This window comes from Pseudomonas sp. PDM32, from assembly GCF_019219225.1.
Taxonomy (GTDB): domain Bacteria; phylum Pseudomonadota; class Gammaproteobacteria; order Pseudomonadales; family Pseudomonadaceae; genus Aquipseudomonas; species Aquipseudomonas laurylsulfatiphila.
The window spans coordinates 151956-163748 of the sequence record NZ_JAHUWE010000014.1 but is presented as its reverse complement, the minus strand read 5'-3'; the positions used below and the strand labels follow the sequence as shown (position 1 = coordinate 163748).

The 11793-nt window shown below is 60.3% G+C and carries 15 protein-coding genes; 5 read left to right on the top strand and 10 right to left on the bottom strand.

What is annotated here, in order from left to right; translation table 11 throughout:
• Positions 1–77: 77 nt before the first annotated feature.
• Complete coding sequence (locus KW846_RS24880) at positions 78–518, bottom strand: hypothetical protein (protein WP_218485881.1); 441 nt, start codon at positions 516–518, stop codon at positions 78–80.
• On the opposite strand from KW846_RS24880, the gene KW846_RS24875 reads away from it, so the two are divergent.
• On the top strand, positions 517–972 hold the full coding sequence (locus KW846_RS24875) for a tRNA (cytidine(34)-2'-O)-methyltransferase (protein ID WP_015093085.1): 456 nt from the start codon (positions 517–519) through the stop codon (positions 970–972). The genes KW846_RS24880 and KW846_RS24875 overlap by 2 nt on opposite strands.
• A 175-nt stretch (positions 973–1147) precedes the next feature.
• On the opposite strand, the gene secB is transcribed toward KW846_RS24875, so the two are convergent.
• From secB to KW846_RS24860, 3 genes are read right to left on the bottom strand one after another with little or no spacing between them, the layout of a single operon-like run.
• Positions 1148–1633, bottom strand: a complete 486-nt coding sequence (gene secB / locus KW846_RS24870) for a protein-export chaperone SecB (protein ID WP_015093084.1) — start codon at positions 1631–1633, stop codon at positions 1148–1150.
• Positions 1634–1689: 56 nt separating this feature from the next.
• Positions 1690–1944, bottom strand: a complete 255-nt coding sequence (grxC, locus tag KW846_RS24865) for a glutaredoxin 3 (RefSeq protein ID WP_007972741.1) — start codon at positions 1942–1944, stop codon at positions 1690–1692.
• A 1-nt stretch (position 1945) separates the two neighbouring features.
• Positions 1946–2359 (bottom strand): rhodanese-like domain-containing protein, encoded by a 414-nt coding sequence (locus KW846_RS24860; protein WP_007972742.1) that lies wholly within the window; start codon positions 2357–2359, stop codon positions 1946–1948.
• A gap of 152 nt (positions 2360–2511) precedes the next feature.
• Between KW846_RS24860 and gpmI the strand changes: the two genes are divergently transcribed.
• The 4 genes from gpmI (at position 2512) to KW846_RS24840 (ending at position 7705) form a co-directional block, all read left to right on the top strand.
• Positions 2512–4041: a 2,3-bisphosphoglycerate-independent phosphoglycerate mutase gene (gene gpmI / locus KW846_RS24855; RefSeq protein ID WP_218485880.1), complete on the top strand. Its 1530-nt coding sequence runs from the start codon at positions 2512–2514 to the stop codon at positions 4039–4041.
• 241 nt (positions 4042–4282) lie between these two features.
• Positions 4283–5578, top strand: a complete 1296-nt coding sequence (locus KW846_RS24850) for a murein hydrolase activator EnvC (RefSeq protein WP_033047655.1) — start codon at positions 4283–4285, stop codon at positions 5576–5578.
• Positions 5579–5609: 31 nt separating this feature from the next.
• Entirely contained in the window at positions 5610–6926 is a 1317-nt protein-coding gene (locus KW846_RS24845; RefSeq protein ID WP_015093079.1) for a S41 family peptidase, read from the top strand.
• Positions 6927–6928: 2 nt separating this feature from the next.
• Positions 6929–7705, top strand: coding sequence for a divergent polysaccharide deacetylase family protein (locus KW846_RS24840; protein ID WP_218485879.1), 777 nt, complete (start codon positions 6929–6931; stop codon positions 7703–7705).
• 63 nt (positions 7706–7768) lie between these two features.
• On the opposite strand, the gene KW846_RS24835 is transcribed toward KW846_RS24840, so the two are convergent.
• The 6 genes from KW846_RS24835 to hisB form a co-directional block, all read right to left on the bottom strand.
• Positions 7769–8524, bottom strand: coding sequence for an ABC transporter substrate-binding protein (locus tag KW846_RS24835; RefSeq protein WP_218485878.1), 756 nt, complete (start codon positions 8522–8524; stop codon positions 7769–7771).
• Between the two features lie 78 nt (positions 8525–8602).
• A complete protein-coding gene (gene hisF, locus KW846_RS24830; RefSeq protein WP_007972752.1) occupies positions 8603–9373 on the bottom strand; it encodes an imidazole glycerol phosphate synthase subunit HisF in 771 nt (256 codons plus the stop codon).
• 9 nt (positions 9374–9382) lie between these two features.
• Positions 9383–10120, bottom strand: a complete 738-nt coding sequence (hisA, locus tag KW846_RS24825) for a 1-(5-phosphoribosyl)-5-[(5-phosphoribosylamino)methylideneamino]imidazole-4-carboxamide isomerase (protein ID WP_007972753.1) — start codon at positions 10118–10120, stop codon at positions 9383–9385.
• Positions 10121–10162: 42 nt separating this feature from the next.
• Positions 10163–10420 carry a DUF2164 domain-containing protein gene (locus KW846_RS24820; protein WP_007989200.1) on the bottom strand — a complete coding sequence of 86 codons (258 nt, stop codon included), beginning with the start codon at positions 10418–10420 and terminating at the stop codon, positions 10163–10165.
• Positions 10421–11059 carry an imidazole glycerol phosphate synthase subunit HisH gene (hisH, locus tag KW846_RS24815; RefSeq protein WP_007972757.1) on the bottom strand — a complete coding sequence of 213 codons (639 nt, stop codon included), beginning with the start codon at positions 11057–11059 and terminating at the stop codon, positions 10421–10423.
• Positions 11059–11652 (bottom strand): imidazoleglycerol-phosphate dehydratase HisB, encoded by a 594-nt coding sequence (gene hisB / locus KW846_RS24810; RefSeq protein ID WP_003186751.1) that lies wholly within the window; start codon positions 11650–11652, stop codon positions 11059–11061. The genes hisH and hisB overlap by 1 nt, the downstream gene beginning before the upstream one ends.
• Positions 11653–11793: the final 141 nt, after the last annotated feature.

Sequence of the window (11793 nt, the reverse complement as noted above, 5' to 3'; positions counted from 1 at the left end):
CACCAGGCTCACACCGCACTCGCGACGAGCCTCCCGTTTCGGGAACCTTGGTACAGGCAGGCCGGGGATTCCCTCTTTTATTGCTCCCGGAGATGGATCTCCAGCCGCCAGCGGTCATCGACCTCGCTACCGGCCCACTCGCCCTGCAAGGGCCGGGCCGCCACCAGCGTCAGCAGCAACCCTCCATCACTCAAACGTACCCGCCAGTTCACATCCTTGCCGCCAAGCTTGAGCTGGCCTTTCTGCGCCTGGCCCTCGGCGCCAAACAGCAGCGCGACACTGCCGTCGACGATTTCGCCATGGACCTTGGGTTCGTTGTTGAACCACACCACCAGCCCGTCGCCCGTCACCTCTACCTGCTGCAACTGACTCGGGTCTGGCGTGGTCAGGCGACCGATCATCAGGCCGATCATCATCCCGACGATCGCCAGCGAACCCATCACCTGCAGGAATAGTTTCGAATGCACGCCTGCTTGCGGCGTAGAATGCGCGTCATCTTTACCTTCGGAGCCGTGCATGTTTCACGTCATCCTTTTCCAACCAGAAATTCCGCCGAATACCGGCAACGTTATCAGGCTGTGCGCCAACAGTGGCTGCCACCTGCATTTGATCGAGCCGCTGGGCTTTGAGATGGACGACAAGCGCCTGCGCCGCGCCGGCCTCGACTACCACGAGTATGCCACCCTGCAACGTCACGCCGACCTCGCCAGCTGCCTGGAAAGCCTCGGTCATCCACGCCTGTTCGCCTTCACCACCAAGGGCTCGCGGCCATTCCACGATGCCAGCTTCGCCCCTGGCGATGCGTTCCTGTTCGGCCCGGAAAGCCGGGGCTTGCCCGCCGAGGTCCTGGACGCCCTGCCCCCTGAGCAACGCCTGCGCCTGCCAATGCGCGAAGGCTGCCGCAGCCTGAACCTGTCGAACACCGTGGCGGTGGCCGTGTACGAAGCCTGGCGCCAGAACGACTTCAAGTAACACCACGACCCAATGTAGGAGCTGCCGAAGGCTGCGATCTTTTGATCTTGATTTTTAAGATCAAAAGATCGCAGCCTTCGGCAGCTCCTACAGGGGGCAGTGCATCCAGCGGTTTCGTTTGCTCCATGAAAAAAGCGCCTTCAGAGGCGCTTTTTTCATGGAGCAAACGAAGCTTTTACTGAACGGTCGGCGTCTCGCCGGCAGCCTGCATGCGTTGCAGCTCTTGTGCGTACAGCGCATCGAAGTTCACCGGGGCCAGCATCAGTGCCGGGAACGAACCGCGGGTCACCAGGCTGTCCAGGGTTTCGCGAGCGTACGGGAACAGGATGTTCGGGCAGAACGCACCCAGGGTGTGGCTCATCGAAGCATCGTCCAGGTTCTTGATCAGGAAGATACCGGCCTGCTGCACTTCAGCGATGAACGCCACTTCGTCACCGTTTTTCACGGTAACCGACAGGGTCAGCACGACTTCGTGGAAGTCCGACTCCAGTGCCTTTTGGCGGGTGTTCAGATCCAGGGCGACGCTCGGCTCCCACTGCTGGCGGAAGATCGCCGGGCTTTTTGGAGCTTCGAAGGACAGGTCACGCACATAAATGCGCTGCAAGGAGAATTGCGGTGCAGTTTCTTCTTCGTTCGCAGCAGTGTTCTGTTGGTCAGTCATCGCAGATCCTTCTTGATCCAGGGTTCTTTTAGGTTTGCTTGTTTGGGGTATTGCCGTCAGGCCCTGAGCAGCGCGTCGAGCTTGCCGGCGCGCTCCAGGGCGAACAAATCATCACAACCGCCCACGTGGGTACTGCCGATCCAGATTTGCGGTACGGACGTACGTCCGGCCTTCTGGGCCATCGCAGCGCGCACCTGCGGCTTGCCATCGACCTTGATCTCTTCGAAGGCCACGCCTTTGTTCTCGAGCAAGTATTTGGCTCGCGAGCAGTAAGGGCAGTAATCGCTGGAATAGACGACGACGTTGCTCATATCACTTCACCAGCGGCAGATTGTCGGCTTTCCAGCTGGAGATACCGCCGGACAGCTTGGCGGCGGTGAAGCCGGATTTCATCAATTCGCGGGCGTGGGTGCCGGCGGTCTGGCCCATGGCATCGACCAGGATGATGGTCTTGGCCTTGTGCTTTTCCAGCTCGCCAACGCGGGCGATCAGTTTGTCCTGGGGAATGTTCAGCGCGCCGACAATGTGACCGGCGGCGAAATCCTTGGTTGGACGAATGTCGATCACCACGCCTGCGTCCTTGTTGACCAAACCGGTCAGTTCGCCAGTGCTCAGGCTACGGCCGCCGCCCTGCATTTGATAGGCAATCAGCAACGCCAGCAGTACGACGAAGATACCGACGAGAATGTAGTGGTTAGTGGCGAATTCAATCAGGTGAGCAACCATCGAAGGAGGTTCCAGGGCGTTAAAATGTCGGCCAGTATACACAGCCACTATGGTGGGCCAAACCCCGTCCGGCGGTGACGCGGCCGGAACTTCGCTTTAAACTGCGACTCCCTTTTCCATCGCCCCTTTTTACTTGAGCCAGAGCGAATTCCATGACTACCACGCCTAAACCTTTGGTCCTGATGATTCTCGACGGCTTCGGTCACAGCGACAACCCCGAATCCAATGCCATTTTCGCGGCGAAGAAGCCTGTACTGGATCGTCTGTGGGCCACCGTGCCAAACGGCCTGATCTCGGGCAGCGGCATGGACGTCGGTCTGCCGGACGGCCAGATGGGCAACTCCGAAGTCGGCCACATGAACCTGGGCGCCGGCCGCGTGGTGTACCAGGACTTCACTCGCGTCACCAAATCGATCCGCGACGGTGAATTCTTCGAGAACCCGACCATCTGCGCCGCCGTGGATAAAGCCGTCGCTGCCGGCAAAGCCGTGCATTTCATGGGCCTGCTGTCCGATGGCGGCGTGCATAGCCACCAGGATCACCTGGTCGCCATGGCCGAACTGGCCTTCAAGCGCGGTGCTCAAAACATCTATCTGCACGCCTTCCTCGACGGCCGCGATACCCCGCCGAAAAGCGCGCAGTCGTCGATCGAACTGCTCGACGCGACCTTCCAGGCCCTGGGCAAAGGCCGGATCGCCAGCCTGATCGGCCGTTACTACGCCATGGACCGCGACAACCGTTGGGACCGCGTGTCCCAGGCCTACAACCTGATTGTCGATGGCCAGGGCGAATTCAACGCCGCCACCGCCCAGGAAGGCCTGCAAGCAGCCTACGAGCGCGGCGAGAGCGACGAATTCGTCAAAGCCACCTCCATCGGTGAGCCGGTAAAAGTCGAAGACGGCGATGCCGTGGTGTTCATGAACTTCCGCGCCGACCGCGCCCGCGAGCTGACTCGTGTGTTCGTCGAAGACAACTTCAGTGAGTTCGAGCGTGCCCGCCAGCCGAAACTGGCCGGTTTCGTCATGCTGACCCAATACGCCGCGAGCATCCCTGCGCCGTCGGCCTTCGCTGCCGGCAGCCTGGAAAACGTGCTGGGCGACTACCTGGCGAAAAACGGCAAGACCCAGCTGCGCATCGCCGAAACCGAAAAATACGCCCACGTGACCTTCTTCTTCTCCGGCGGTCGCGAAGAACCGTTCCCGGGCGAAGAACGCATCCTGATTCCGTCGCCGAAAGTCGCCACCTATGACTTGCAGCCGGAAATGAGTGCGCCGGAAGTCACCGACCGCATCGTCGACGCCATCGAAAACCAGCGTTACGACGTGATCGTGGTCAACTACGCCAACGGCGACATGGTCGGCCACAGCGGCGTGTTCGAAGCGGCGGTCAAGGCGGTTGAATGCCTTGACCAGTGCGTGGGCCGCATCGTCGATGCCCTGGAAAAAGTCGGTGGCGAAGCCTTGATCACCGCCGACCACGGCAACGTCGAGCAAATGTCCGATGCAACCACCGGCCAGGCGCACACTGCGCACACCAGCGAGCCGGTGCCGTTCATCTATGTCGGCAAGCGCGACTTGAAAGTCCGCGAAGGTGGCGTGCTGGCGGACGTGGCGCCAACCATGCTGAAGTTGCTGGGCCTTGAGCAACCGGCGGAAATGACCGGGAGTTCGATTCTGGTATAACCGGGCCACTCAAACACCGCAAAACCAAAGTGGGAGCGGGCTTGCTCGCGAAGGCATTGTGCCAGTCGACATTAATGTTGCCTGACACGCCGCTTTCGCGAGCAAGCCCGCTCCCACATTGGTTTGGGGTGTTTTCAAGGGCAACTTCGCTCCAGTTATCACACAGTCAGAAATGGGCATTTTTTTTGCCGCCCATGGCGGGCATACTAGGCCGTCCCTTTCCCTGGTGCCGCCCGCCCCTATGCTTCGCGTCCTGATAGCCCTAGCCCTGACATGCCTGCTCCAACCGGCCTTTGCTGACGAGCGCGCAGACACCCAACAACAGTTGGACGCCACGCGTCAGGACATTGCCGAGCTGAAGAAGCTGCTGGGCAAGCTGCAGGAAGAAAAATCCGGCGTGCAGAAAGAGCTCAAGGGCACCGAAACCGAAATGGGCAAGCTCGAGAAGCAGGTCGAAGCCCTGCAAAAAGAGCTGAAGAAAAGCGAAGCCGAGCTGCAGCGACTCGATGCAGAGAAAAAAAAACTCCAGAGCGCGCGCATTGAACAGCAACGACTGATCGCCATTCAGGCCCGCGCGGCCTACCAGAACGGTCGCCAGGAATACCTCAAGCTGCTGCTCAACCAGCAGAATCCGGAAAGATTCGCCCGCACCCTCACCTATTACGACTACCTGAGCCAGGCTCGCCTGGAGCAGTTGAAGAACTTCAACGAAACCCTGCGCCAACTGTCCAATGTCGAGAAAGACATCGCCATGCAGCAGGCGCAACTGCTGGTGCAGCAAAGCAGCCTCGACACCCAGCGTGACGAGCTCGAGAAAGTCCGCAAGGAGCGCCAGCAAGTCCTGGCCAAGCTCAATGACGACGTAAAGGCTCGCGATCAGAAACTGGCGGCGCGCGAGCAGGATCAGGCAGACCTGTCTAAAGTCCTTAAAACCATTGAAGAAACCCTGGCCCGCCAGGCCCGTGAGGCAGAAGAAGCGCGACAGAAAGCGCTGATTGCCCAGCAGGAAGCCGAAAAAAAGCGTTTACGTGAGGCCCAGGCGCAGGCAGATGCCAGCGATGACGCCCCACGCAAACCGGTCAAATCGACTCCCGGCGCACTGGTTTCCAGTTCCGGCGAGACCTTTGGTGGCCCGTTTGCGTCAACCCGCGGCAAACTCCCCTGGCCTGTCGATGGTCGACTGCTGGCGCGCTACGGTGAAAGCCGTGGCGACGACGCCCGGACCAAGTGGGATGGCGTGATGATCGGCGCGTCTGCCGGCAGCACCGTGCATGCGGTGCATGGTGGTCGCGTAGTGTTTGCCGACTGGCTGCGAGGCGCCGGGTTGCTGGTGATCCTCGACCACGGCAACGGTTTTTTGAGTCTTTATGGTCACAACCAGACGCTGCTCAAGTCTGCGGGTGATGTGGTTAAAGCCGGCGAGTCCATCTCCACTGTCGGCAACAGTGGCGGGCAGGACACGCCAGCGCTGTATTTTGCTATTCGTCAGCAGGGTCACCCGAGTGATCCGGCGCAATGGTGCCGCGCGCAAGGATAAGCGCGTTACCTAATTCAGGAGTTTGTTAGACATGCTGCATTTGTCCCGCCTTACCTCGCTGGCCCTGACGATCGCCCTGGTGATCGGCGCGCCTCTGGCGTTTGCCGCTCAACCGGCCCCGGCGGTTGCGCCTGCGGGCACTGCTGCGACCACCAAGGCGCCACTGCCGCTGGATGAGTTGCGCACCTTTGCCGAGGTGATGGACCGGATCAAGGCCGCTTATGTCGAACCGGTGGACGACAAGACCCTGCTGGAAAACGCCATCAAGGGCATGCTCAGCAACCTCGACCCGCATTCGGCTTACCTCGGCCCTGAAGATTTCGCCGAGTTGCAGGAAAGCACCAGCGGCGAATTCGGCGGCCTGGGCATCGAAGTCGGCGCCGAAGACGGCTTCATCAAGGTGGTGTCGCCGATTGACGACACCCCGGCTTCCAAGGCCGGTATTCAGGCCGGCGACTTCATCGTCAAGATCAACGGCCAGCCCACCCGCGGCCAGAGCATGACCGAAGCCGTCGACAAGATGCGCGGCAAGATCGGCCAGAAAATCACCCTGACCCTGGTGCGCGACGGCGGCACGCCGTTCGACGTGACCCTGTCCCGCGCCGTCATCCAGGTCAAGAGCGTGAAGAGCCAGCTGCTGGAATCGGGCTACGGCTACATCCGCATCACCCAGTTCCAGGTCAAGACCGGTGAAGAGGTTTCCAAGGCGCTGGCCAAGTTGCGCAAGGAGAACGGCAAGAAGCTCAACGGCATCATCCTCGACCTGCGCAACAACCCGGGTGGCGTGCTGCAGGCGGCGGTGGAGGTGGTCGACCACTTCATCACCAAGGGCCTGATCGTCTACACCAAGGGCCGCATCGCCAACTCCGAGCTGCGTTTCTCGGCCACCGGCAAGGACGAAAGCGAAGCCGTGCCAATGGTCGTGCTGATCAACGGCGGCAGCGCCTCGGCATCGGAAATTGTCGCTGGCGCCCTGCAGGACCAGAAACGCGCCGTGGTGATGGGCACCACCAGTTTCGGCAAGGGCTCGGTGCAAACCGTGCTGCCGCTGAACAATGACCGCGCATTGAAGATCACCACGGCGCTGTATTACACGCCGAACGGCCGCTCCATCCAGGCCCAGGGCATCGTCCCGGACATCGAAGTGCGCAAGGCCAAGATCACCAGCGAGCAGGACAACGACTACTTCAAGGAAGCCGACTTGCAGGGTCACCTGGGCAACGGCAACGGCGGTGCGGACAAACCGACCGGCTCCAGCAAGGCCAAGCCGATGCCACAGGACGATGATTACCAACTGGCCCAGGCCCTGAGCCTGCTCAAAGGGCTGAGCATCACGTCCGGCCGTTGAGGATGCGCCTGCGGTACATTCTCGGTCTGCTTTGCTGTCTGGCGGGTGTTGTTCACGCAACACCCGCCGCGACCACCCCGCAAAAAGCCTACCTGACCCTGATCATCGATGACCTGGGGCAGAATCTGCCCCGGGATCGCCGCGTATTGGCCCTGCCCGGCCCGGTGACCACGGCTATCATGCCCGACACGCCTCACGCTACCGAATTCGCCCGCGAAGCCCATCGCGCCGGCAAGATCGTCATTCTGCACATGCCCATGGACCCGGCCACCGGACCGTTCGCCTGGCATCCCGAATTGCCTGTCGAAGAGCTGGAAAAGCGCCTGAACGCCGCCTTCAAAAGGGTCCCGTACACCAGCGGCATCAACAATCACATGGGCAGCCGCATGACCGCACAACCCGCGGCCATGGCCTGGTTGATGGCAGACTTGCAACAACGGCACAAATTCTTCGTCGACAGCCGCACCAGCGCCCGGACCGTGGCCGCGGCCGAAGCGCAAAAGATCGGTCTGGCCAGCGTTTCGCGGGATGTTTTTCTCGACGATGAACGGACCGAAGCAGCAATCTTCGGCCAGTTGCAGACAGCGATCAGCCTCGCGTGCAAGCAGGGTTCGGCGGTGATGATCGGGCATCCGTATCCACAGACGCTCGCGGTGCTGGAGCGGGAGTTGCCGAAGCTGAAGGCTCAGGGAATTGAGTGGATCGATATCAGGCAGATGATCAGTGTGCGCGGGAATCGGGCGACTGCGGCGCATGGGAAGGATGGGGTGTACCGCTAAAAGATCGCAGCCTGCGGCAGCTCCTACATGGAGCTGCCGAAGGCTGCGATCTTTTGATTTACCCTACAAATACCGCGCCATGATCTCGTCGACCTTGCCTTCCTTGCGCATCTGGTCCAGCGCCGTCTGGAGCTTGGCCACCGTCTCGTCCGGCACGTCCTTGTTCAGTGCCAGGTACAGCTCGGCACTGTTGAAACGCAGTACGGTTTTCAACCCGTTGACCCCTTCCTGACGCGCCAGGTAGCGCCCGGCCGGGTCACCGGTGGCCCACAGATCGATCTGCCCGTTGACCAGTTTTTTCGCGTTGTCCTGATCGCGCAGTACAACAATCGGATTGAGCCCCTGCTTGGCCAGCGTCTCGGCAATCGCGTCGCCCTTGTAGGCGCCGATCTTGTACTTGCGCGCGTCATTCAAGGTTTCGAGGGTGATCTTGCTGTCAGCCTTTGCCAGCATGATCCAGTCGTCCGGACCGATTGGACCGACCCATTTGAACAGCTTCTCGCGATCCGGCAACCGCGCCATGACGAACACGCCATAGCCGGGTTTTTCCAAGGTGAGCTTGTAGATTCGCTCCCAAGGGAAACGCAGCGTCAGGCTGTAGGTAATGTTGGCGCGCTTGAATATCTCGCGGACGATATCGGTGGCAATGCCATCGATGTTCTCGTCCTGAGCGAAGTTCTTGCCATTCTTCGCCATGTTGTAGGGCGGGAAGTTTTCAGTCAGCAACACCATGTCGGCATCGGGACTGTCTTTTGCGTGGGCTCCGCTGATGAACAACAGAGAAGCGCTGGCAAGGACGAGAAGAAAGCGTTTAAGCATGTCTGGCTACCGAAATCCATGGCGTACCCAAGAGTGCCTTGGGCACGCCATGATGTCCACTGGCCTGCATTGGTTTATTCAGCGCATCACAATTCCGCGATGGGCCATATAAGCCTTGGCTTCCTGCACGGTGTATTCGCCGAAGTGGAAAATACTCGCCGCCAGAACCGCGCTGGCGTGACCTTCGATAATGCCGTCGGCCAGGTGTTGCAGGTTGCCGACGCCACCGGAAGCAATCACCGGAATACCCAGCGCATCGCTGATGGCGCGGGTGACGCCCAGGTCGAAACCGTTTTTCATGCCGTCCTGGTCCATGCTGGTCAGCAGGATCTCGCCGGCACCCAGGCCTTCCATTTTTTTCGCCCACTCAACGGCGTCGAGGCCGGTTGGCTTGCGCCCGCCATGGGTGAAGATTTCCCAGCGCGGGGTTTCGCCCGGCCCGGAAACCTTCTTCGCGTCGATCGCAACCACGATGCATTGCGAACCGAAATGCTGCGCGGCTTCGCCGACGAACTCAGGGTTGAACACCGCAGCGGTGTTGATCGAAACCTTGTCCGCGCCGGCATTGAGCAGGTTGCGGATGTCCTGCACGGTGCGCACGCCACCGCCCACGGTCAGTGGGATGAACACCTGGCTGGCCATGCGCTCGACGGTGTGCAGCGTGGTGTCGCGGCCATCGACGCTGGCAGTGATGTCGAGAAAGGTAATCTCGTCGGCGCCCTGCTCGTCATAGCGACGGGCGATTTCCACCGGGTCGCCGGCGTCGCGGATGTTTTCGAATTTCACACCCTTGACCACCCGGCCGTTGTCCACGTCCAGGCAAGGGATGATGCGTTTGGCCAGCGCCATGATCAGTCCTCAGCCTTTGTACGAATCGCAGAAAGCTTGCGCTTCGGCGACATCAAGGGTGCCTTCGTAAATCGCACGGCCGGTAATGGCGCCGATAATGCCCGGCGCCTTGGCGTCGAGCAGGGTCTTGATGTCGCCCAGGTTGTGGATGCCGCCGGAAGCGATCACCGGGATCTTCGTTGCAGCAGCCAGCGCAGCGGTGAACGGTACGTTGCAGCCCTGCATCATGCCGTCTTTGGCGATGTCGGTATAAACGATCGCGGAAACGCCGTCGGCTTCGAACTGCTTGGCCAGGTCGATCACCTGAATGGTGCTGATTTCAGCCCAGCCATCGGTGGCGACGAAGCCGTCTTTGGCGTCCAGGCCGACAATCACCTTGCCCGGGAATGCGCGGCAGGCTTCGGCAACGAAGGCCGGATCTTTCACGGCCTTGGTGCCGATGATCACGTAGCTAACGCCCGCTTTCACGTAGTGCTCGATGGTTTCCAGGGAGCGGATACCGCCGCCGATCTGGATCGGCAGGTTCGGATAACGCTTGGCGATGGCGGTGACCACTTCGCCATTGACCGGCTGGCCTTCGAACGCGCCGTTCAGGTCGACCAGATGCAGACGGCGGCAACCGCCCTCCACCCACTTGGCAGCCATGCTCACCGGGTCATCGGAGAACACTGTGGAATCTTCCATGCGGCCCTGGCGCAGACGAACACAGGCACCGTCTTTAAGATCGATAGCGGGAATAATCAGCATCTGGCAAACCTTCAAATTTGAATGTTCAGCTTGGCTCGGAAATCAGTTTTTCTCGAGCGCCCACAGGTCGCTTTCGATGCTTTCGAACCTCTCTTTGAGGTGCGCCTGCACATCGAAAATCGCCCTGTTGTAATAGTGCGGAGCAATTTCACGGGTAAACAGCTCAAGAATCTCCGCCGCCTCGAACGAGCCGAGGTCGAGTTCAAAGCGGTCTTCCATGAAACGCTTGATCTTGCGATTGGCCTCGCTCTCCTGCTCGGGAGTGAGGGTCAGAATCGGCGGTTTCTTCTTGACGGCCATTTACCAGCGACCGTCCCACGCAGCGAAGTTCTGCAGCAACTGCAGGCCATGGGTATGGCTTTTCTCCGGGTGGAACTGCACGGCGAAACGCGAGCCTTCGGCCAGCGCCGCAGCGAAATCGACACCGTAGTGACCGCCACCCACCACCTGCCGCGCGTTGGCGGCGGCGATGTAGTAGCTGTGCACGAAGTAGAAACGCGCCAGGTCCGGAATGTCGTGCCACAGCGGGTGACTGACCTTCTGCTTCACTTCGTTCCAGCCCATGTGCGGGACTTTCAGGTGTTCGCCGTCTTCGACCAGATCCTTGCCGAAGAACTTCACCGCGCCCGGGAACAGGCCGATGCAGTCGACGCCATCGTTCTCTTCGCTGGTGTCGAGCAAGGCTTGCATGCCGACACAGATGCCGAGGAACGGACGGTCCTGGCTGACTTCACGCACCAGCGAATCGAAACCGAGACGACGGATCTCCGCCATGCAATCGCGAATCGCGCCAACGCCGGGGAAAACCACCCGGTCGGCTTCGCGAATAACGTTGGCATCGCTGGTGATCAGCACCTTGCCGGCACCGACGTGCTCAAGGGCCTTGGCCACCGAGTGCAGGTTGCCCATGCCGTAATCGATAACCGCGACTGTCTGCATTACAGGACGCCCTTGGTCGAAGGCATTTGCCCGGCCATGCGGTCATCAAGTTCGACGGCCATGCGCAGGGCGCGACCGAAAGCCTTGAACACGGTTTCGATCTGGTGGTGGGTGTTGTGCCCACGCAGATTGTCGATGTGCAAGGTGACGTTGGCGTGGTTGACGAAGCCCTGGAAGAATTCCTGGAACAGGTCAACGTCGAAGCCACCGACGGTGGCACGGGTGTAGGGAACATGCATCTGCAGGCCTGGACGGCCGGAGAAATCGATCACCACGCGCGACAGCGCTTCATCGAGCGGCACGTAGGCGTGACCGTAGCGACGGATGCCTTTCTTGTCGCCGATGGCTTTGGTGAAGGCCTGGCCGAGGGTGATACCGACGTCTTCCACCGTGTGGTGGTCATCGATATGCAGGTCGCCCTTGCTGACAATATCCAGGTCGATCAGCCCGTGACGGGCGATCTGGTCCAGCATGTGCTCAAGAAAAGGTACACCGATATCGAATCGGGCCTTTCCGGTGCCATCGAGGTTGATCGAGGCTTTGATCTGGGTTTCCAGAGTGTCGCGCTCGACAGACGCCTTACGTTCGGCCATCACCAGCTCCGCAAAATCATTGGGCGAAAAAGGCAGCCATTATAGGCGTGCGGGCGCCAAACAGAAACATCAGAGGTGATATGGCTGACGGAGTGAATCCAATGCAGCCGGGGGTGTACCTGTCATGACAAGCAAAAGATC

Bases quoted from the DNA above. Each gene is read 5' to 3' on its own strand.
- hisH (WP_007972757.1), bottom strand. From the start codon at position 11,059: ATGCAGACAGTCGCGGTTATCGATTACGGCATGGGCAACCTGCACTCG.
- KW846_RS24835 (WP_218485878.1), bottom strand. From the start codon at position 8,524: ATGCTTAAACGCTTTCTTCTCGTCCTTGCCAGCGCTTCTCTGTTGTTC.
- KW846_RS24880 (WP_218485881.1), bottom strand. From the start codon at position 518: ATGCACGGCTCCGAAGGTAAAGATGACGCGCATTCTACGCCGCAAGCA.
- hisF (WP_007972752.1), bottom strand. From the start codon at position 9,373: ATGGCGCTGGCCAAACGCATCATCCCTTGCCTGGACGTGGACAACGGC.
- KW846_RS24840 (WP_218485879.1), top strand. From the start codon at position 6,929: ATGCGCCTGCGGTACATTCTCGGTCTGCTTTGCTGTCTGGCGGGTGTT.
- KW846_RS24845 (WP_015093079.1), top strand. From the start codon at position 5,610: ATGCTGCATTTGTCCCGCCTTACCTCGCTGGCCCTGACGATCGCCCTG.
- KW846_RS24860 (WP_007972742.1), bottom strand. From the start codon at position 2,359: ATGGTTGCTCACCTGATTGAATTCGCCACTAACCACTACATTCTCGTC.
- hisA (WP_007972753.1), bottom strand. From the start codon at position 10,120: ATGCTGATTATTCCCGCTATCGATCTTAAAGACGGTGCCTGTGTTCGT.
- KW846_RS24850 (WP_033047655.1), top strand. From the start codon at position 4,283: ATGCTTCGCGTCCTGATAGCCCTAGCCCTGACATGCCTGCTCCAACCG.
- gpmI (WP_218485880.1), top strand. From the start codon at position 2,512: ATGACTACCACGCCTAAACCTTTGGTCCTGATGATTCTCGACGGCTTC.
- secB (WP_015093084.1), bottom strand. From the start codon at position 1,633: ATGACTGACCAACAGAACACTGCTGCGAACGAAGAAGAAACTGCACCG.
- KW846_RS24820 (WP_007989200.1), bottom strand. From the start codon at position 10,420: ATGGCCGTCAAGAAGAAACCGCCGATTCTGACCCTCACTCCCGAGCAG.
- KW846_RS24875 (WP_015093085.1), top strand. From the start codon at position 517: ATGTTTCACGTCATCCTTTTCCAACCAGAAATTCCGCCGAATACCGGC.
- grxC (WP_007972741.1), bottom strand. From the start codon at position 1,944: ATGAGCAACGTCGTCGTCTATTCCAGCGATTACTGCCCTTACTGCTCG.
- hisB (WP_003186751.1), bottom strand. From the start codon at position 11,652: ATGGCCGAACGTAAGGCGTCTGTCGAGCGCGACACTCTGGAAACCCAG.